A 21,836-nucleotide genomic window follows, 5' to 3' on the forward strand; every position below is an offset into this window, starting at 1 on the left:
ACTAGCGGTCCACTTATCGGGGTGCCAAATGAAGATACTAACTCATTGGCTGAGATCTTACCCGCTGAACCTGACACGGTTAATACCGTCGTAGGGAATAGGATATTTATGAAAAGAACATCTCTGTTTACACTCGCCGCCTCTGCTTTGCTTACCTCATCATGTTTTGCGGCCGATTTAACCATTTACACCTATGACTCATTCAATTCTGAGTGGGGACCTGGGCCGCAGCTCGAAAAAAGCTTTGAGGCTCAGTGCCAATGCGACATCGAGTTTATTGCGGTAGACGATGGAGTCAGCATTCTTAATCGTGCTCGCATCGAAAAAGCATCAACCAAAGCGGATGTGTTGCTCGGGTTAGATGACTCACTCACTCAAGTTACGCGTGATGAAGGCCTTGTTCAGGCGCACGGTGTTGACCTATCAAGCTTAACCTCTGCTCTTGCTTGGGATGACGAAGATTTCGTTCCATTCGATTATGGGTACTTTTCGTTTATTTACGATAGTAGCAAAATCGCGCAGCCTGCTGACTCGCTAAAGGCGTTGATTAGCTCTAACGCCAGCGTCATTTACCAAGACCCACGCACCAGCACACCGGGTCAGGGTTTAATGCTTTGGGTGAACGCAGTGTACGGTGATGAGGCTGCCAGCGCATGGGCAGAATTAGCCAAGCACACAGTAACGGTTACCAAAGGATGGTGGGAAGCATACAGCATGTTCTTAGAAGGCGGGGCCGATTATGTGCTCAGTTATAACACGTCACCGGCCTATCACGCTGTAGTGGATGGAGAAAGCAAATACAAAGCCGCGCTTTTTGATGAAGGCCATATAGCGCAGGTTGAGGTCGCGGCAATCAGTCAATACAGCGACAATCCTGAACTCGCTAAACAGTTCTTGTCATTTTTGATCTCGCCCGAGGCACAACACATTATCCCTACCACCAACTGGATGTTGCCTGTTATTGATAATGTAGAACTCCCAGCGCCGTTCTCATCATTAATTACGCCTAAGCGCTTGAACTTCACCCCGGCACAAGTGGCTGAACAACGCAAAGCTATGATCAGTACATGGCGGTCATCTGCTCAATAATGACGCTCGGTAAAACTTCACCAGCCAAGAAAATAGGCTTGTTTTCGCTCAGCCAACTGTGTTGGTTGAGCTATCCGGTTACTCTCTTAGTCACCTTACTCGCCTTCTATGGGTTAATGAGCTTTGAGGGTGATTCTGCTGATTGGCAGCTGTTAACTGATAGTTACTTCCTAGGGGTTCTTGGATTTACGCTCAAACAATCAACCATTAGTAGCTTTGCCTCTGTTCTATTCGCTATACCTATTGCTAGAGCGCTTAACCAACTCAATGCTCAACGCTTTAAGAATATATTTTTAGGTTTATGCCTACTCTGTTTTGTGACACCCACGTTGGTGGTTGTCACAGGATTAGTCGCATTACTGGGGCGATCAGGTTGGCTTACGCCCTACATAGAGTCCTTAGTAGAGGACTACAGTTGGAACCTCTACGGGCTAAACGGGATTCTACTTGCTCATCTTTTTATGAATATGCCCTTCGCTATTCGTATTATTCACCAACAGCTTGCCACGATTCCTGACACCAGTTGGCGATTAGCCAAACAACTCAAACTCTCGCCTTGGCAACGATTTGTCATTATCGAGAAGCCTGTGATTCAGTCTGCAGGGCTGATGTTGTTTGGCTTTATATTTGTACTGTGTTTTAACAGTTTTGCGGTCGTTTTAGCATTAGGCGGTGGGCCACAATCCACAACATTAGAAGTCGCTGTTTACCAAGCATTAAAATATGACTTTAATATCTCCGAAGCGCTGACTCTTGCCTGGAGTCAACTCCTGATTGCTGGCGGTTTGTATGCTTGTTTTTCCGCTATGGGAACTCCTGTCTGGCAAAGCCATGAAGTAATTAACCAAACCACTCGCCCCTACCCGCTAACGAGCCAAGGTTCTCGTCTACGCTTACTTGCTCTGTGCGGCATGGGCATTCTTTTACTGCTGCCTTACGTTGCACTTTTACCCAGCATCTCGTTGTTTTTCACGGCTGATATATGGCGTTTAGTCATGCAACCCTTATTACTCAGTATAGGGTTGGGGATGACATCAGCATCAATCAGCTTAGTAATGGCGTATACGCTTCTCCAACCCATTCGCAGCCAACTCAAGCAAAAACGATCAATGCGGGTCAAACTCTTGGAGCAGGTGGCAACTCATCAATTGTTTGCACCTGCTATGGTTATATCGGTTGGTCTATTCGTTTTTTTACTACCGCGTGTTGATCTGGACCGCTGGGGTATTATTGTGGTCATTCTGTTAAATTCAGCAGTATTAGTGCCTTTTGCATTTCAAAAGCTCAAGCCTCGACTTATACAGTTTGACCAACAATACGACCGCCTTTGCTTGTCATTAAAGCTCAACACTTGGGAACGCTGGAAAATAGAATGGGCATTTATTAGACCCAGCTTTATTTCAGCGGCTAGCCTTGTCTTTGTGCTGGCTGCAGGCGATGTTGCTATATTCGCCATATTTGGACCTAGTGATTGGAGCACACTTCCTTGGCTTATCTATAGCCTAGCAGGTACATACCGGATTCCTGAAGCCAGTGCCGCTTCATTACTTTTATTATTAGTCTGCGCGGGGGCTTTATGGCTATTACAACTCGTTGCTAACCGCACAGCCATATCATCAGTGGAGCCCTCAACAGATGCTGAACCTTAATCATGTTTACGTCACCTTAGATGGCTACCCGCTGCATTATCATTTTTCAGTAAAAGCCAAAGAGATTGTCGCCATTCAAGGAGCCAGTGGAGTTGGCAAAACCACCTTGCTGAATGTTATTGCTGGCTTTATAGCACCTGATGAAGGACAGATTGTTTGGGACAACACTGAATTAACAGCACTGCCTGTTGATAGACGGCCAGTGGCTATGCTTTTCCAAGATCACAATTTGTTTGAGCATCTAACGGTAATGGACAATTTACGCCTTGGATTCGACCAAGAAGCCCCTGAGCATCTGATTAAACATTCGGCACTCACATTAGGTGTCAGTGAGCATTTAACCAAAATGCCCCATCAGCTTTCCGGTGGCCAACGCCAACGCATTGGCCTGCTTAGGACACTATTGCGGCCAGAGCCAATCATCTTGTTAGACGAACCATTTGCCGAGCTAGACCCTGCCACCCGCGAGTTAGCTGGAAATTGGGTACGAGAAATAGCTAAGTCAGCGAAAAAGACTGTGTTGCTGGTTACTCATCAGCATGAAGATGTAGAGCGTGTAGCGGATCGCCGTATCGAATTGCACTACCCTGGAGCACCGCTCGATACGGCTAAAGCGTAACGGCGGCTTACACTTTTACTTTCCAGTTAACCGTTTTGCCTGCATAGAATGGCACGATAGGTTTCCCGTTAGGTAGGATAATCTCATCAGGGATTGTCCATTCTTCTTTAACTAGTGTGATCGTCCCTTTGTTACGCGCAAGCCCATAGAAGTCGGCACCATGATGGCTCGCAAAACCTTCTAGCTTGTCTAAAGCGTCTAATTCTTCAAACACCTGAGCATATAACTCCACAGCACTCCACGCACTGTAGCACCCGGCACAACCACAGGCATTTTCTTTGGCGTCCTTGGCATGCGGAGCTGAGTCAGTCCCTAAGAAAAACTTAGAAGAGCCTGTTTTAACAACATCGCGCAAAGCCTGTTGATGCGTGCTGCGCTTTAAAACAGGTAAACAATAGTTATGTGGCTTAACGCCTCCGACTAATAAATCATTACGGTTAAGCATTAAATGCTGAGGGGTAATAGTCGCTGCCACATTATCTGATGCACCGGTGACAAATTGGGCGGCATCTCCAGTTGTTATATGCTCAAAAACGACTTTCAAATCAGGAAACTGCTCAGTGATATAAACCAGTTTTTGGTCGATGAAAGCTTTTTCACGATCAAAAATGTCAATATGTGCATCCGTCACTTCGCCATGCACCAATAGCAACATGCCTATTTCTTGCATGACTTCAAAGGTAGGGTACAAAGCCTCCAGCTGACTCACCGCCGAAGCTGAATTTGTCGTTGCTCCCGCTGGGTACATTTTAGCAGCAACAACACCGGCCGCTTTAGCAGCCCGCACTTCTTCAGCGGAAGTCTGATTCGTTAAAAACAAAGTCATCAACGGCTCAAACGATGAACCCGTTGGCCTTGCACTCAAGATACGCTGCTTATAATCCAGAGCCATTTCCGCCGTTGTTACTGGCGGTACTAGGTTCGGCATAATAATCGCACGTTGAAAACAACGCGCTGTTGCCGCAACCGTCTCTGGCAACATATCGCCATCACGCAAGTGTAAGTGCCAATCATCAGGAGTCTGGATCGTTAGTGTGGTCATCGGGCTTCCGTCTTTAAATACGTAGTGAAAATTACAACATATAGTATACGCTGATTCAGAAAACAGCGCGATTACCTGTTTGTGGCACGATTATCAGGTGAATATCCTTCCAAGAGTGTTTAGAATGTGGTCGCTTTGTAATTTTTTTACAAGAATTAGGGGTTCATTATCCTTTAGTGCATAGGTCCAGCGTATTACAAGGCTCACACTTTCGGTATAATGGATCCGTTAAAAATGGCTTGATTTGTGGAACGAGGTGATCACAAGTTGCCTCATCATCAAGTCTTTGGCGATCCAGCTAAAAAATTTCGGGGATGAAAATGACCAAACAAACAATTTACTACACCCTTACCGACGAAGCGCCGTCTCTGGCTACCTGCTCTCTTCTACCTATCGTACGTACTTTCACTAAAGCTGCTGATATCGATGTTCAAGTTACCGACATCTCTCTGGCTAGCCGCGTACTGTCTGCTTTCCCCGAGTTGCTCACTGAAGAGCAACGTGTAGAAGACGGCTTGGCGTTTCTTGGCGAGCTGACCCAAGATCCACATGCAAACATCATCAAGCTACCTAACATCAGCGCATCAGTTCCTCAGTTAAAAGCCTGTATCGCTGAACTACAATCTCAAGGTTACAACATTCCTAATTTGCCAGAAGCACCTGCTACGGACGAAGAAAAGTCGATCCGTGAGCGTTACGGTAAAATCTTAGGCTCAGCTGTAAACCCAGTATTGCGCGAAGGTAACTCTGACCGTCGTGCTCCAGCAGCTGTAAAAGCTTTCGTGCGCAAGTTCCCTCATTCAATGGGCAAATGGAGCAAGGCTTCTCGTACACATGCGGATTACATGCGCGGCGGCGACTTCTTCTCTAGCGAACAATCCATCACCATGGAAAAAGAAGGCGAAGTAACCATCGAATTCGTTTCCAAAACGGGTGAAGTGACTAAGAAAAAATCACTCTTTCTAGAAGAAGGCGAAGTGTTCGACAGCATGTTCATGAGCTGTGCAGCACTGCAAGACTTCTTTGAAGAAAGCCTGAACGACGCTAAAGAATCTGGCGTAATGTGGTCTTTACACGTTAAAGCGACCATGATGAAAGTCTCTCACCCTATCGTTTTCGGTCACGCGGTTCGTGTCTTCTACAAAGAAGTATTCGATAAGCACGGTGAGCTATTTGATCAACTGGGCGTTAACCCGAACAACGGTTTAGGTAGCGTTTATGACAAGATCAAAACATTGCCTGAGTCTAAGCGTCAGGAAATTCTTGAAGATATCCACTCTTGCTACATGCACCGCCCTGAGTTGGCAATGGTTGATTCCGTAAAAGGTATCACTAACCTGCACGTTCCAAGTGATGTAATCGTAGATGCTTCTATGCCTGCAATGATCCGTAGCTCTGGTCAGATGTGGGGCCCAGATGGCAAGCCTAAAGATACAAAAGCGGTAATGCCTGAAAGTACATACGCACGCATCTACCAAGAAATGATCAACTTCTGCAAAACAAACGGTGCATTCGATCCAACAACTATGGGTACTGTACCTAATGTGGGCTTGATGGCTAAAAAAGCAGAGGAATACGGCTCACACGATAAAACGTTTGAAATGACAGAAGACGGAACCATGCGCGTTGTTGACGCTAATGGCAACGTACTAATGCAACACGAAGTACAAGATGGTGACATCTGGCGTGCATGCCAAACAAAAGATGTGGCCGTACGTGACTGGGTTAAACTAGCTGTTACTCGTGCTCGCCAATCAGACACACCAGCGATCTTCTGGTTAGACTCTGAGCGCGCTCACGACATGGAACTGAAAAAGAAAGTAGAGCACTACCTTAAAGAGCACGATACTGATGGTTTGCGTTTGCATATCATGGGTTACAACGAAGCAATTCGTTACTCTATGGAGCGCTTAATCCGTGGTAAAGATACTATTTCGGTAACAGGTAACGTACTGCGTGATTACCTAACTGACTTATTCCCGATTATGGAATTAGGCACATCCGCTAAAATGCTATCCATCGTCCCTATGTTAAACGGTGGCGGCATGTACGAAACAGGCGCAGGCGGTTCTGCCCCTAAACACGTTCAGCAAGTTGAAGAAGAAAACCACCTGCGTTGGGATTCGTTAGGTGAATTCTTAGCGCTTGCTGTGTCGTTGGAAGAGCTGGGTATCAAAGAGAACAACCCACGCGCCAAAATCTTAGCGAAGTGCCTAGACAAAGCAACTGAAAAGCTACTCGACAATAACAAGTCGCCATCACGTCGCACTGGCGAGCTGGACAACCGCGGCAGCCACTTCTACCTGGGCTTATACTGGGCTGAGGAAGTCTCTAACCAGACTGAAGATGCCGCTTTAGCAGCAGAGTTTGCTCCACTGGCTAAAACGCTAAGCGAGAATGAAGAACAAATCGTTCAAGAGCTAGCAGCTGCACAAGGTAAACCTGCTGAATTAGGTGGTTACTACCATGCTAACCGCGACAATGTTAAGAAAGTAATGCGCCCTAGCGCGACATTGAATGCAGCGCTTGCGGCGAAATAATGCACAAATAGCATAAACCAAAGCGCTTAAAATAAAACCCGGGCCTGCCCCGGGTTTTTTATTTATTACGCAAAAATGTAGTTTTAGTAAATTTCTTCAAAAATCAACTATCATCCCCCTCATAACCACCCCCGTTTACCCCATAGAAACCCCTTTAAAAACAGCACCATGTACTTTTCTTCCGTAATAAAGATACATTTTAACTTTAAAATTATTCATTAAATACACTTTGTATATTAAAAACCCTCAAAAGCACTCTCTTTACATCCTTTAAAATCAACAACTTACCATATATAACTTTTTTTGTTTATATAACTACATTTTAGGAATATCCATTCTGCGCAACAGACTATTGCGAAAATAAAAACAAAATGTTCTATTAGTTCACGAGCTGGCCAGCTTCATAATAGAAAAACCAACAATCAAACATTGGTTTAGATTTATCAAAAATATAATAAAAAGGTATATATTGTGAAAAAACGTCTTCTGCTTGCTACCACTATTGCTGCAATTTGCGCCTCTGGCGCCGCCAACGCACAATTAGAACTGAACGCCAGCTTAGAGCTCGACATCGATACATTTGATTCTGCTGAAAGAGAACGCCAATACGATCAAAATGGTCATGTAGAGTTGGGTGCCATGGGCATGACAACTCATGGCGATTATTTCGCAAAAGCGGTAGGTGTTGTTCGCCTAAGAACAGATGGCGACGATAACGTTGACATCCAAGATGTATATTTCCAGATAGGTAACTCTAAATGGGACGCCCTCTTTGGTCGCTTTGAAGCCGTAAACTTATTTCCTCTAGGAAAAGATACCGTCGTCACTAAAGCGGGCGGCGTCCAAGTTTATGAAGCAAACTTAGTGCGTGGGCGTGCGGGCGATGATGGCGGCCAAATTGCTTTCCATTACAACCCAACCAACGAGATCCGTTTTGAATTAGCCAGCATTTACGGCGATACAGATACGGCCGGTGATAATGGCACGGCCATCTCTGGCATACGCCCTGCTATCTCTTTCTCGTACCCTAACATTCGGGTTACGGCAGGTATGGAGAAAGTGAAATACGACCTAGTGGGCGGTGGTGAAGTCGACAAAACGGGCTACGGTATCAACACCGGTATCAACATGGGTGATGGTTTCGTCAACCTTGCAGTTGCTCATTTAAAAGACGATGAGGCCGACGCTAAAATTACATCATTTGCTGCAAACATGACTTATGGACCATTCGGTTTGGGCTATATCCATTCGAACGAAGAAGTAGGTTCTAGCGACGACATGAAGCTGGATACATTATACGCTGCGTACACTGTACAAATTTTTGATATGGAAAATGCAAGCGTAACCTTTGCCGGCTCTATGTCAAAAGCCAAAAATGCAGGTAGCGATGATAAGTCGAACGCTCTACGTGTTCGCTTTAATTACGCGTTCTAACCCTTTACAGGGATGATAGAAAAGGCTTGCAGCCCCCCTTCCTGCAAGCCTTTTCTTTTTTATGTCATTTACACAATAGAAAACTACAGAAAAGCAGGCTTAACAAGAGCACACCAAGCTTCTAAACGCTCAGCCGTTTGGTCTCTTTGAGTATCTTCATCAAGCGCTAACCCAATAAAAGACTTCTTGTCAGCCGTTAATGCTTTAGACTCATCAAACTCGTAGCCATCGACAGGCCAATGACCTACCACATCAGCGCCTTTGGCAACAATTTTGTCGTGCAACATACCCATCGCATCAACAAACCATTCTGCGTAGCCTAGCTGGTCGCCTAAACCTATAAATGCAACCGTCTTTCCTGAAAAATCGTATAGGTCAACATCTTCCCATACCTCTTCCCAGTCTTCTTGTACCTCACCGTAATCCCATGTCGGTATAGCAAATATAAATTGATCAAAAGCATCTATAATTTCTAATCCGACATCTTTCACATCAAATAGCTCAGTATTCTCATCTCCCAACATCTCTGCCACTTTGACAGCAATATCAGAAGTATTACCCGTTGTTGAGCCATAAATTACAGCAATCATTTATTTCCTCGAATTCTTAAAAATGACTACGACCAAGGAGAGGTCAGTAGTAGTGATAAGGCGATGCCACTCAATAAAACAGACAATAAAAACACTGAGAGACTGGTTGAAGAAGCTCCTTTACTCACTTTATAACTCCATTTTATTAAGCGCGCTAACAATGATCAAAATTTTAGAGCAACCAAACAAGCAATGCAAATAATAATAATTCGCATTTATTGCGAATGTTTTTAACACAAATATAAATTTTTGTTGTGCAGAGGAAAAAACTCAACTCTTGCACTAGGCTTTTAGTACTACTAATTAGAGCATCGTAAGTATGCATTAGTGTCTCAAAGTATCTAATACGAAAGCATCAGGCAGGAAAAGATGGGTACAACCACAATAAAAAAACACTTCACTCGATTAGCCCTAGAAAAGCGTATCATGTTTGATGCCGCTGCCCTTGATACAGCCTTTGAGGCATTACCCTCATCAGGGGGAGTGAACACTGAGGCCACCGAAGCCTCGCCTACTGATATTAACAATGTCGTCGCTGCACTCACTGACCTTAGCCAAGAAGATGCTCAACGATCCGTTTACTTTATAGATGACTCGCTACCAGACCAATCAGTATTAACAGCAGCAATACCAGCAGACGCTACTATTATTACGCTAGCTACGAATCAAGATGGATTGGTTCAAATTGCAGACTCTTTGCAGGGCTTAACTAACATAGAAGCTATACACATCATAGCTCACGCTACAGATGGCAGTTTACAACTGGGCAACTCAATTATTGACGCAGCCTCTGTTACCGATTTATATGCCGAACAGTTAGCCAGTATTAATCAAAGTCTAACCGAGGGCGCTGACATCCTCTTTTACGGCTGTGATTTTGCATCGACAGAGTCCGGAATAGAGACACTTCAAGCGCTAGCAACATCATTAGGCGCAGATTTAGCAGCTTCCGATGATATCACCGGTATTTCAGGTGATTGGGATTTAGAACAACAAACAGGGATAATAGAAGCAGCGACTTTTGCGGCTGAAAACTGGAACCATAACCTGCTAATTTTACCGGTAGCCGTAGATGATATCGCCATAGTTGAAGAGGATTCTACAAACATTTTAGATGTCACGGCTAACGACATTAACCCACTTGAACCAGACCCTATCACTATAACTAGCGCTGTTGCAGGACAAGGCACAGTCGAGATCAACCCTGATAACACGCTAACCTACACGCCCAATGCCAACTTTTTTGGTGCAGATGTAATCACTTACACTATTTCAGATCCTGATGGAGCAGCCCTTGTTCCAGGGATAGTTGCCGTCACAGTTAACCCGGTCGACGATTTACCAAGCCTTGTATTACCAGTATCAATCCCTCTCTTTTTAGAAGATACCGCGCTGGTGTTTGCCGATGTACTAGGCACTCAAATTAGCTTAGGCGATCTTGACGGAGGAGTAGCTGTCGTTAGTTTGTCTGTTCCTATAGGCGATTTATCTTTAGCACAAACTGCAGGGTTAACTCTTAGCCAAGGTGATGGTGTTAACGACAATGAAATTACTATGGAAGGCGACATTGCAGACCTCAACGCTGCATTAAACGGGTTAATTTATACGCCCGATGCCGACTATAACGGCCCAGTTACCATTACCATTGGTATTACTGACACATTACTGTCACTACCTATTACCGCAACATTACCCCTCAGTATTTCAGCCGTTGCTGATATTGTTGATGACAATGTATCCACGATTATCGACACCCCAGTTGCGTTTAACGTGATGGATAATGATACCTTTGAAAACGCGACTGCCATCGTTACTTCATACACAACACCTCTCCATGGCACCATAACAGTAGACGCACAAGGCCAAGCCCTATATACACCAGACAGTGGTTACACAGGCACTGACAGCTTTACTTATACCGTATCGTCAAATGGAACAACTGAAACAGCTACCGTTACACTCACCTCCTCGCTCCCAAACACGCCTCCCACAATTGATGTGCCTGGCACTCAAAATAGTGATGAAGATACCAACCTCGTTTTTTCAACGGCGACCAGTAATGCAATAACGATAGGGGATGGCGAAGCAAGCAGCTTAACCGTAACGCTTCAATCAACCCAAGGCGTTATGACCTTAGGACAAACAACAGGCATCAGCTTTACCACAGGAGATGGAGATAGCGATTCGGATATCGTCATGTCAGGTTCAATAACTGATATTAATGCCGCTCTTGACGGGCTAACTTACACTCCCACTGCAGATTATTACGGTGCGGCTACGGTAACTGTTCAAGCATCCGACGGAGAAGCAAGCCAAACATCAAGCATCAACGTTTTAATGGTTGGTGATATTGATGGCGTAACAGATGACATCACTACCGATGTTCAAACGCCCATCTCTTTTTTCCCATTGGCAAATGATACCTACGAAAACACCCCCTCACTTACTAGTGTATCAGCGGGCAGCCACGGTACAGCGGTCATTGGCGTGGGTAACTCGATCACTTACACACCCGATGCAGGCTATCGCGGGGATGACAGTTTTACCTACACAGTAGAATCAGGCGGAACAACCGAAGTAATCACGGTAGATGTGACCGTTGGTATCAACAACGCGCCTTCATCAACCGACTTAGTTGCGCTATCCCTAGTTGACAATCAACTCGTATCTCTCAGCACTTCACTCTCCTTCTCAGATACAGACCTATTTGATGTCTTAACTTATTCCGCTACGGGGCTTCCATCGGGCTTATCGATTGATCCAACAACAGGCATAATTTTAGGCACTGTAGATGCGCACGCATCCGTGCTTACTCCAGATGGCAGATACGATGTTGTAGTCACTGCCACTGATATTGCGGGGCTTTCTGCGGATGCTAACTTACAAATACAAGTCATAAACCCTGACCCTATTGTTTCAGCTGGCGTTGCGACTGGATTAGAAGACTCTGACCTTAACTTAGACGTCCTGTTAAATGCATCAGACCCTGACGGAGATGCACTGTCCGTCGATGCAGCTTCCGCATTAAATGGCACGGTCTCTATCAACCCTGATGGCTCATTAACCTATGTGCCAAACGCCGATTTCTTTGGGATTGATACATTAACCTATACCGTCGTAGACGAAGACGGCGGCAGCGCAACAGGTACTATTACGGTTACCGTCGAAAATGTTCTGGATTTACCCACCATTAGCATCCCAACACTCGACCTATTCACCGAGGATACACCCCTCATTTTTGCCGACTTACTAGGGCAACAAATTAGCGTTGGCGATATTGATGGAGAACTACTTGATATCCGTTTAAGCGTACCGGTTGGCACACTTACCCTAAACGAAACAGCAGGAGTTAGCTTAAGTGAAGGCGATGGCATAGACGACAGCATTGTAAGGCTTTCCGGCAATGTGGCAGACATCAACGTAGCACTCAACAACTTAGTGTATACGCCTGGAGCTGACTATAACGGCCCAGTACAAATAACAGTAGAACTAGGACAACTTGGACAGCTATTACTCGTCAATGCACAAGTGCCACTGGGCATAGAAGCCGTTGCCGACATAGTTGATGATACCATTTCAGCCACCGAGGATATTCCGGTTAACTTTAATGTGCTGGATAATGATTCATTCGAAAATGCTGGTCGTATCGTCGATAGCTATACCACTCCCTCTTTTGGCACTGTCATCATTGATGCCCAAGGTAATGCTACCTACACGCCAGGAACAAGCTTTACCGGCACCGACAGCTTTACCTACACAGTGTTATCTAATGGCACATACGAAACAGCGACCGTTACTATCAACGTTAATCCGCCAGCAAATGCGGATCCAACAAGTAGCGCTGTCGGTAATCAAACAGCTAACGATGGTGAATTGTTTAGCCTAAATATTAGCGGAAACTTCGCCGATGCCGACGGAGATACTCTCACCTACAGCGCCAGCGGCCTTCCAACCGGCCTAACACTAGACGCGGCTACCGGTATTATAAGCGGTACACTAGGGAGCAGTGCATCGACTCAAATCGCTAATGGTGAGTATGGAATCACCATAACCGCCAATGATGGTAATGGTGGATTAGTGAGCGAAAGCTTCTCGCTGACGATCAGCAACCCTGCTCCAACGGCCGTTGCTGATAGCTTTAGTGGCGACGAAGACGACAACATTACTGGCAATGTGCTGTTAAATGATTCAGATAGCGATGGTGACTCTTTAAGCGTAAACACATCCCCCATAGTCGCCCCCCTTCATGGCTCGCTAACGCTAAACGGCGACGGCAGCTTTGTTTATATACCTGATCCTAATTACAACGGTAACGATACCTTCACCTATCAGGTCATCGACGCCGATGGTGGGACAGCTAACGCAGTCGTCTCTTTAACAGTCAACGCCGTTAATGACACTCCTATAGCGACTGGAGAAAGCGCCACAACCGACGAAGATACTCCTGTGACTGTTGATGTCCTAGCAAACGATACGGACGCTGATGGCGATAGCTTGAGCGTCGACAGTGCCACCGCCACCAACGGCACGGTTGCGATCAACCCTGACGGCACCATCACCTACACGCCCAATGCGAACTTTAATGGCTCGGATACCATCACTTATACCGTGAGCGATGGTAACGGCGGGACTTCTACCGCGACAGTAGCGGTGACCATTAATGCCGTGAATGACAACCCAACCACCGTGGGCGAATCAGCGACTACAGATGAAGATACGCCAGTCACTGTGGATGTATTAGCCAACGACTCCGATGTTGAGGGCGATACGCTCACAGTCGACTCTGCTACAGCAGCCAATGGCACGGTTGCGATTAATCCTGATGGCACTATCACTTACACGCCTGATGAGAACTTCACTGGCTCGGATACCATTACTTATACCGTCACGGACGGTAATGGCGGGACTGCTACTGCAACCGTAGCGGTGACGATTAATGCGGTGAATGACAACCCCACCACCGCAGGCGAATCAGCGACAACGGATGAAGACACCCCAGTCACTGTCGATGTGTTAGCCAACGATTCCGATGTTGACGGCGATACCTTGTCGGTCGATTCGGCTACTGCAGCCAACGGCACCGTCGCGATCAACCCTGACGGCACTATCACTTACACGCCCAATGCGAACTTTACTGGCTCGGATACCATCACTTATACCGTGAGCGATGGTAACGGCGGGACTTCTACCGCGACAGTAGCGGTGACCATTAATGCCGTGAATGACAACCCAACCACCGTGGGCGAATCAGCAACTACGGATGAAGATACGCCAGTCACTGTAGATGTACTAGCTAACGATTCCGATGTTGACGGCGATACGCTCACAGTCGACTCTGCCTCAGCAGCCAATGGCACGGTTGCCATCAACCCTGACGGCACTATCACTTACACGCCTAATGCGAACTTCACTGGCTCCGATACCATTACTTATACAGTGAGCGATGGTAACGGCGGTACCTCAACGGCTACCGTAGCGGTGACCATTAATGCGGTGAATGACAACCCCACCACTGCAGGCGAATCAGCAACTACGGATGAAGATACGCCAGTCACTGTGGATGTACTAGCTAACGATTCCGATGTTGAGGGCGATACGCTCACAGTCGACTCTGCTACAGCAGCCAATGGCACGGTTGCAATCAACCCTGACGGCACCATCACTTATACACCAAACGCCGATTTTAATGGCTCAGATACCATCACCTATACCGTGAGCGATGGTAACGGCGGTACCTCAACGGCTACCGTTGCAGTCACGGTCAATCCAATCAACGATAACCCAAATGCTGTTAATGATTCGGCGTCTACCAACGAAAACACACCGGCTATTATCACGGTACTGGACAATGACACCGATTCTGATGGCGATTCCCTTTCTGTCAGTAGCGCTAGTGCTGCTAACGGAACCGTATCCATCAACCCAGACGGAACGCTAACCTACATTCCTAACCTTGGATTTAACGGGACTGATACGATCAGTTACTCTATTAATGACGGTAACGGTGGTGTTGCAAATGCTACAGTTTCAGTGAATGTCAATGCAGCCGGTAATAACTCCCCATCAGCTAACAACGACTCAGCCTCTCTCAACGAAGATACGAGTGCGAATATAGATGTACTGGCCAACGATACCGATACAGACGGTGATACACTTACCGTCGATAGCGCAACAGCTGGTAACGGTACCGTCGCGATTAATCCTGACGGCACCATTACTTACACACCTGATGCAAACTTCACTGGCTCCGACACCATTACCTACACTGTATCAGACGGTAATGGAGGGACATCCTCAGCAATTGTCAACGTAACCGTTGACCCAATAAACGATGCGCCCACCACCGCGGGCGAATCAGCAACTACGGATGAAGATACGCCAGTCACTGTGGATGTGTTAGCCAATGACTCCGATGTTGAGGGCGATACGCTCACAGTCGACTCTGCCTCAGCAGCCAATGGCACGGTTGCAATCAACCCTGATGGCACCATTACTTACACGCCTGATGCGAACTTCACTGGCTCCGATACCATCACTTATACGGTCACGGACGGTAACGGCGGGACTGCTACTGCAACCGTAGCGGTGACGATTAATGCGGTGAATGACAGCCCAAGCACTGCAGGCGAATCAGCTACAACGGATGAAGACACCCCAGTCACTATCGATGTGTTAGCCAACGACTCCGATGTTGACGGCGATACCTTGTCGGTTGATTCCGCTACTGCACCTAACGGCACGGTTGCGATCAACCCTGACGGCACTATCACTTACACGCCTAATGCGAACTTCACTGGCTCCGATACCATTACTTATACCGTGAGCGATGGTAACGGCGGTACCTCAACGGCTACCGTAGCGGTGACCATTAATGCGGTGAATGACAACCCAACTACCACGGGCGAATCAGCAACTACGGATGAAGATACGCCAGTCACTGTGGATGTATTAGCTAACGATTCCGATGTTGACGGCGATACCTTGTCGGTTGATTCCGCTACTGCACCTAACGGCACGGTCGCGATTAACCCTGACGGCACCATCACCTACACGCCTGACGCAAACTTCACTGGCTCCGATACCATTACTTATACCGTCACGGACGGTAATGGCGGGACTGCTACTGCAACCGTAGCGGTGACCATTAATGCGGTGAATGACAGCCCAAGCACTGCAGGCGAATCAGCGACAACGGATGAAGATACGCCAGTCACTGTGGATGTATTAGCCAACGACTCCGATGTTGAGGGCGATACGCTCACAGTCGACTCTGCTACAGCAGCCAACGGCGCGGTTGCAATCAACCCTGATGGCACCATCACTTATACACCAAACGCCGATTTTAATGGCTCAGATACCATCACCTATACCGTGAGCGATGGTAACGGCGGTACCTCGACGGTTACTATGGAAGTGACGATTAATGCCGTGAACGATGCGCCAACCATCGAGGAAAGCACAGCGATTACTGACGAGGACACGCCTGTTACTCTCGATGTGTTAGCAAACGCAAGCGATGCGGACGGTGACACACTCAGTATCGATTCAGCAACCACCACCAATGGCAGTGTCACTATTAATGGAGACGGTACGCTCTCATTTGTACCGCAAGACAACTTTAATGGTACAAGTACCATCACCTACACAGTAACAGACGGCAATGGAGGCACATCAACGTCTACCATTACGGTCGATGTAGCTCCGGTAAATGATGCTCCGAGCACCGCCGACGAAATAGCAAATACTGATGAAGATACAACGGTAACCATAGATGTATTGGCAAACGATACGGATATTGAGGGCGGAGCTTTATCCGTTGAAACCGCTCATGCAAATAACGGTACAGTCGTCATTAACGGAGACGGAACTCTCAACTACACGCCTGATACTAATTTTAATGGACAAGATACAATAACCTACACCGTAGCAGATGAAGCAGGAAGCACATCTACCGCAACAACTACGGTAGTTATCGCACCGATAAATGACGCACCAAACATTGCGCCACAAAATGCCACCGCGACAGAAGATACACCTATCACTATTGATGTTTTAGGAAACGCTAATGATGTAGATGGGGACACATTATCTATTAATAGCGCCACGTCTGAAAATGGCACAGTAAGTATCGGTAACGATGGCAGTATTACCTATACACCCAACCCTAACTTTGCAGGTAATGACACGATTACCTATGTCATTACCGATAGCCAAGGCGGCGCGCAGACAGCCGTTGTAAGCATTTCTGTAACTCCCGTCAATGATGCTCCCGATGTTACTAATAACTTGGCTACAACACCGGGCAATACAGCCCTCACACTTAATGTCCTTGATCAGATAACAGACGTTGATAGCGACAGCTTAGTTATCTCCACCGCAACAGCTGACAACGGAACAGTCATTATCAATAACGACCAATCCATTACCTACCAACCCAATACGAACTTTTCGGGAACAGACACAATTAGCGTTAGTGTATCCGATGGAAACGATACATCCATCAGTACTATAACAGTCCAAGTTGATGAAACCGTCGTCCAGGTAGAACAGCAAGAATCACCACGAAGTGACGCCGCTACACCGACGTCACAAAATACCAATACTCCTCTAGGTATAGAGTTAGTGGAATATGACCCAGTCTTATTAGACGCGCTTAATGGTGTTCAACAGTTAGAAGGATTGGCTAATTTAACAACTAACTCCCCGATAGTTGAATCTGTCAGTTTTATGCAACAGCTTGGTGGTTTAACAGAGCTAACGATCGATAGTTCTATTATTAATCAAACGGTTAATTATCTAAGCGAGCAAGCAACCACCAGTCCACAAGCAGAAGCACTAACCGATAGCTTTTTAGAGAGTAATCCTGAAAACATATTAGGTATCGTGGATGAAAATAATATAAACGAAGATGAACTAATAAATTTAGAAAATGAGCAGGCGAACAATGCTCAAGTTTCTGAATCACTAGCAGCTAACCCTTATAACAACCTAGTTCTTCAACCCCTGACATTTTCTGAACAAGTAAACGAAACAACTAACCAGCCATCGGAAGAATTTAAGTCGATTATTAAGGCGCTTACTTAATGATAAATAAAATTATTAAATTCAGAAATAAAAGATACAAAAAAGAGACAGTTTTATCGCTAGTTGCCATGGTATTAATTGTGAGCGGCTGTAGTGTACAAACTCAACCAATCGACTTTGAAGCGAATTCAGTTGTCTCTTATCAGCGCATCGATACTATCATTAAAGATGAAGAGCCTATTACTGGGCCAATATCTCTTTATGAGGCTATGGCGCGCGCGCTTAAGTATAACTTAGACGAAAAAATCGAATTACTAGACGAAGAATTCAGACGCAAACAAACGGCTGTAACTCAACTGGGCATGATTCCATCTATCACCGCTTCTTTTGGGGTCGATAGCCGCAATAACGAATCAGGATCGAGCAGCCGCTCCATTCTATCAGGTCAAGAATCGCTAGAACCTTCGTCCTCTAGTGAAAAAACCGTCTATTCAGGTGATTTAATTGCAAGCTGGGACATCCTCGACTTTGGTTTATCTTATGTTCAAAGTAAACAAAACAGCGATGAAAGACTTATTGCTGCCGAGCGCCGCCGCAAAGTTATTAATCGTATTTTAGAAGATGTAAGAACCGCCTATTGGCGCGCGGTTAGCGCCGACCGTACTCATAAAAAACTCGTTAAATTAGAAGCATTAACTCAAAAGGCTCTCCTACAAGCAGAAACTCTTGAAAAAAGGCGCCTAGCGCCGCCTCTCAAAGTACTTAACTATCAACGAGACCTTTTGCAAATACAGTCCACTGTTCAGCGGATGCAGCGCGAATTACTACTGGCCAAAAAACAACTAGCGGCTTTAATGAACTTAAAGCCAAACTCCTATTTTAAATTAGTATTACCTGACCGAACGGATGTTGTACCCGAATTACCGGGATCTGCACAGCAAATGGTTATGATTGCATTACAGTTTAGATCAGAACTAAGGGAATCAGCCTATAGAGAGCGTATAAATATTGATGCCTTACAAGAGCAATTTATTAGTTCATTACCCGGATTTAGAACTGTTCTGGGTATTAACTATAACTCAAACGAGTTCTTATATAACGAGGATTGGATCAACATAAGTTCTAGAATTAGTTGGGATTTAACAAATCTTTTCCGCTATCCACTTCAACGAAAAGCATTAAAAGCCGAGGCTAAAGTCATTCAAGCACGAGCGGATGCTTTAACCATGGCGATTATGACTCAAGTTCACGTAGCGCGAGCTCGATTTATACGCTTCTCACAAGAGTTAAACACCATTCGAATGTACAACGATGTGCAAGGACGAATTCTTACATTAACTCAAAACGGCTTTAAAGCAAAAGCAATCAGCCAGCGAGACCTAGTTAAAGAAGAGATGAATAGCATTTTATCAGAGGTCCGCTATGACACTGCTTATGCTGATCTACAAAATGCTTATGCCAATTTATATGCATCTATGGGTGTCGATAACTTCGACTTTAATATATCGCCTGAAGCCCCCGTTGCCGAAATAGCTGAGAAGTTACGAAACCATTGGGAAGAGCAAGCCGTCGCTCTCCCAGCTGTACCGGAGATTCCTAAATGAATAAATTTGTTAGCTTATTAACTCATAGTTTTTTATTGCTAAGCATCGCTCCAGCTATGGCTGAAACGCCGTTAGATACAAGTAAGCTACCTAGTCTTGCTAACTCAAATACAGCGCCGGACGCTACTCAACAACACACTCAAAAGTCGCCTGTTCGCGGAGTTGTGCGCTCAACCAATGAAGCAACACTGTCTTCTGGTATACCAGCGCAAATTCAAAACATGCCTTTTCAGGAAGGTATGAGCTTCAAAAAAGGTGAGCTTTTAGTTCAATTTAATTGTGACAAGCAGCAGGCTGAGTACCGTGCAGCTAGAGAGGCTATAAAAGTTAAAAGGAATACTGTAAATACAAATAAAGAATTACAAAAGTTTGAGTCTATTGGTCAATTTGAACTAACAGCTTCGATTGCAGAACTAAATCAAGTGACTGCGCAGGCACAAGCATTGGCCTCTGAAGTATCTCATTGTTCCATAAAAGCTCCCTATGCGGGGCAAGTCAAAGAACAACTAGCTTTGAGATACGAAAGTGTAACGGCAGGCCAGCCTGTTATTTCCATTATTGATACTCAAAATTTAGAAGTCGATATGGTGATCCCTTCACATTGGCTTAATTGGTTAACGGTTAATACAAACTTCTCCTTTTCCGTAGATGAAACACGACAATCCTTTACCGGAAAAATTGCGCGCATCTCCCCTTCTGTCAATCCCGTTAGCAAAACCGTAAAAGTTATTGGGCAACTTTTGCCACCCGAAACAGATCAGCTTATTCTCCCTGGTATGAGCGGTACTGCTCATTTTGAATAGGTAAACACCATGGCAAGGAACCTTCAATCAAAGCAGCCACTTATACCTAACGCTGATCAAGTCTCTGTTTCCGCTATCCGCCTACTGAAGTTTGAGCGTGACATTCGACAACTAGAATCAACTGATGCTTTAAAACTGCATTTCGTTAATCAGGTAAGAGAGTTAGTCCCTTACGAGCAAGCATTTTTGTTCCAGCGCAAGCAAAGTGCTCAGAAGTTACAGCTAACGCTTATCTCAGATATAGCTACTTTAGAGAGGGACGCTCCGTTTAACCAAACGCTGGAGCAGGCTGTTCAAGCATTAGATGCCAGCAAGTATCTAGTAGATACGTACCGAAGCTTTCCCCTGAACACCGATAAAAACTTAACGGATACGAAAAACAACAGCAGCCCAGACTTAATAAATGATTACCCTCACCAAGCTGTGTGCTGGGTTCCGTTATTTAATCAAACCGGATTGGCTGACGCAGGAATATTATTAGCTCGCGACCAAGCATTTTCTGACCAAGAAACCACTTTATTAGTCCGTATTATTGAAACTTACGAGCACGCATGGTTTGCACTAACAGGAAATAAAACAGCGACCATCGGAGGCAGAAACACACGGCTAATCTCTATTAGTTTAATCATTCTTATTGTTGCAGCTGGGTTATTTCCTGTTCGCCTCAGTGTAATGGCCCCGATGCAAGTGATTCCACAAGATCCTTATGTGCTTACAGCGCCAATTGATGGAGTCATTAAGTCTATCGCGGTTGCGCCTAACACCAACATAAATGCAAACACCCCGCTTGTCACCTTTGAAGATTTAAAGCTCAGAAACGAGTCAACGTTGGCAGAGCAAGAGCTTGCTGTAGCCCAAGCTCGGCTATCACGTGTGAACTCTTCAATTTTTTCCGATGCAGATGTTGCCTATGAATTACCTATCGCACGCGCCGAACTTAATTTAGCTGAGGTGAGATACCGATACACTCAAGAGCTACTGTCTCAAACGCAAGTAACTAGCCCGGTGGCTGGGCTTGTTACTTATACTGACCGCAAGGACTGGGAAGGTCGTGCAGTACAGGTAGGAGAACAGATCCTACAAGTTGCTAACCCGTTACGTGTGCAATTCGGCATCGACTTACCCACTGGAGACTTGATCGAACTAGAAACAGGGGCTGATATCAGCATTTATTTAGACAGCGCTCCATTGGGAGGTTACGAGGCAAGCCTTAAATCTATTAGCCACACCCCAGCAGCGACAGAAAGCAACATCACCAGTTACCGCATCATTGCAGAACCATCATCACTATCAGGCGAACAAAATGGACTCGATGTTGTAACTGACATTCCACGTATTGGAGCGCGAGGCACCGCGCGCCTTTACGGCAAGCAAGTGACCTTAGCTTATCAGCTGTTACGCCGCCCTATCGCCGTTGTCAGGCAATATCTTGGGGTGTAAAA

Annotated in this window: 11 protein-coding genes and 1 riboswitch; of the genes, 9 read left to right on the top strand and 2 right to left on the bottom strand. The window is 45.8% G+C overall.

Annotated features, from left to right (window positions below):
- The first annotated feature begins 7 nt into the window (after positions 1-7).
- Positions 8-114: riboswitch (TPP riboswitch) on the top strand.
- The 3 genes from thiB (at position 109) to BS617_RS09585 (ending at position 3,357) form a co-directional block, all read left to right on the top strand.
- Positions 109-1,089, top strand: a complete 981-nt coding sequence (gene thiB, locus BS617_RS09575; RefSeq protein ID WP_075172592.1) for a thiamine ABC transporter substrate binding subunit — start codon at positions 109-111, stop codon at positions 1,087-1,089. (Overlaps the previous riboswitch by 6 nt.)
- Complete coding sequence (locus BS617_RS09580; RefSeq protein WP_249263591.1) at positions 1,068-2,738, top strand: ABC transporter permease subunit; 1,671 nt, start codon at positions 1,068-1,070, stop codon at positions 2,736-2,738. Before thiB ends, BS617_RS09580 begins: the two co-directional genes overlap by 22 nt.
- A complete protein-coding gene (locus BS617_RS09585) occupies positions 2,725-3,357 on the top strand; it encodes an ATP-binding cassette domain-containing protein (protein ID WP_075172593.1) in 633 nt (210 codons plus the stop codon). Before BS617_RS09580 ends, BS617_RS09585 begins: the two co-directional genes overlap by 14 nt.
- Positions 3,358-3,364: 7 nt before the next feature.
- Here the strand turns inward: BS617_RS09585 and pyrC are convergent, their stop codons facing one another.
- Entirely contained in the window at positions 3,365-4,399 is a 1,035-nt protein-coding gene (pyrC, locus tag BS617_RS09590; RefSeq protein WP_075172594.1) for a dihydroorotase, read from the bottom strand.
- 320 nt (positions 4,400-4,719) lie between these two features.
- Here pyrC and BS617_RS09595 point away from each other — a divergent pair, with 320 nt between their 5' ends.
- Together BS617_RS09595 and BS617_RS09600 are read left to right on the top strand one after the other, a co-directional pair.
- Positions 4,720-6,939: an NADP-dependent isocitrate dehydrogenase gene (locus BS617_RS09595; protein WP_212667423.1), complete on the top strand. Its 2,220-nt coding sequence runs from the start codon at positions 4,720-4,722 to the stop codon at positions 6,937-6,939.
- Between the two features lie 471 nt (positions 6,940-7,410).
- Positions 7,411-8,373, top strand: coding sequence for a carbohydrate porin (locus BS617_RS09600; protein ID WP_075172596.1), 963 nt, complete (start codon positions 7,411-7,413; stop codon positions 8,371-8,373).
- A gap of 83 nt (positions 8,374-8,456) precedes the next feature.
- Here BS617_RS09600 and BS617_RS09605 read toward each other — a convergent pair whose 3' ends face one another.
- On the bottom strand, positions 8,457-8,963 hold the full coding sequence (locus BS617_RS09605) for a flavodoxin (protein ID WP_075172597.1): 507 nt from the start codon (positions 8,961-8,963) through the stop codon (positions 8,457-8,459).
- Between the two features lie 369 nt (positions 8,964-9,332).
- On the opposite strand from BS617_RS09605, the gene BS617_RS18155 reads away from it, so the two are divergent.
- Genes BS617_RS18155 through BS617_RS09700 form a run of 4 tightly spaced genes read left to right on the top strand, consistent with a single transcriptional unit; the run spans position 9,333 to position 21,834 of the window.
- Complete coding sequence (locus BS617_RS18155) at positions 9,333-18,047, top strand: Ig-like domain-containing protein (RefSeq protein WP_139303155.1); 8,715 nt, start codon at positions 9,333-9,335, stop codon at positions 18,045-18,047.
- Positions 18,047-19,591, top strand: coding sequence for a TolC family protein (locus BS617_RS09690; RefSeq protein WP_075172611.1), 1,545 nt, complete (start codon positions 18,047-18,049; stop codon positions 19,589-19,591). Before BS617_RS18155 ends, BS617_RS09690 begins: the two co-directional genes overlap by 1 nt.
- Complete coding sequence (locus BS617_RS09695; RefSeq protein WP_075172612.1) at positions 19,588-20,394, top strand: efflux RND transporter periplasmic adaptor subunit; 807 nt, start codon at positions 19,588-19,590, stop codon at positions 20,392-20,394. Before BS617_RS09690 ends, BS617_RS09695 begins: the two co-directional genes overlap by 4 nt.
- A gap of 9 nt (positions 20,395-20,403) precedes the next feature.
- Entirely contained in the window at positions 20,404-21,834 is a 1,431-nt protein-coding gene (locus tag BS617_RS09700; protein ID WP_075172613.1) for an efflux RND transporter periplasmic adaptor subunit, read from the top strand.
- Positions 21,835-21,836: the final 2 nt, after the last annotated feature.

The organism is Neptunomonas phycophila, from assembly GCF_001922575.1.
In the GTDB taxonomy this organism is placed as follows: domain Bacteria; phylum Pseudomonadota; class Gammaproteobacteria; order Pseudomonadales; family Balneatricaceae; genus Neptunomonas; species Neptunomonas phycophila.

Excerpts from the sequence above, each read along its gene's own strand:
- thiB (WP_075172592.1), top strand. The coding sequence starts at position 109 with ATGAAAAGAACATCTCTGTTTACACTCGCCGCCTCTGCTTTGCTTACC.
- BS617_RS09580 (WP_249263591.1), top strand. The coding sequence starts at position 1,068 with ATGGCGGTCATCTGCTCAATAATGACGCTCGGTAAAACTTCACCAGCC.
- BS617_RS09585 (WP_075172593.1), top strand. The coding sequence starts at position 2,725 with ATGCTGAACCTTAATCATGTTTACGTCACCTTAGATGGCTACCCGCTG.
- pyrC (WP_075172594.1), bottom strand. The coding sequence starts at position 4,399 with ATGACCACACTAACGATCCAGACTCCTGATGATTGGCACTTACACTTG.
- BS617_RS09595 (WP_212667423.1), top strand. The coding sequence starts at position 4,720 with ATGACCAAACAAACAATTTACTACACCCTTACCGACGAAGCGCCGTCT.
- BS617_RS09605 (WP_075172597.1), bottom strand. The coding sequence starts at position 8,963 with ATGATTGCTGTAATTTATGGCTCAACAACGGGTAATACTTCTGATATT.
- BS617_RS18155 (WP_139303155.1), top strand. The coding sequence starts at position 9,333 with ATGGGTACAACCACAATAAAAAAACACTTCACTCGATTAGCCCTAGAA.
- BS617_RS09690 (WP_075172611.1), top strand. The coding sequence starts at position 18,047 with ATGATAAATAAAATTATTAAATTCAGAAATAAAAGATACAAAAAAGAG.
- BS617_RS09695 (WP_075172612.1), top strand. The coding sequence starts at position 19,588 with ATGAATAAATTTGTTAGCTTATTAACTCATAGTTTTTTATTGCTAAGC.
- BS617_RS09700 (WP_075172613.1), top strand. The coding sequence starts at position 20,404 with ATGGCAAGGAACCTTCAATCAAAGCAGCCACTTATACCTAACGCTGAT.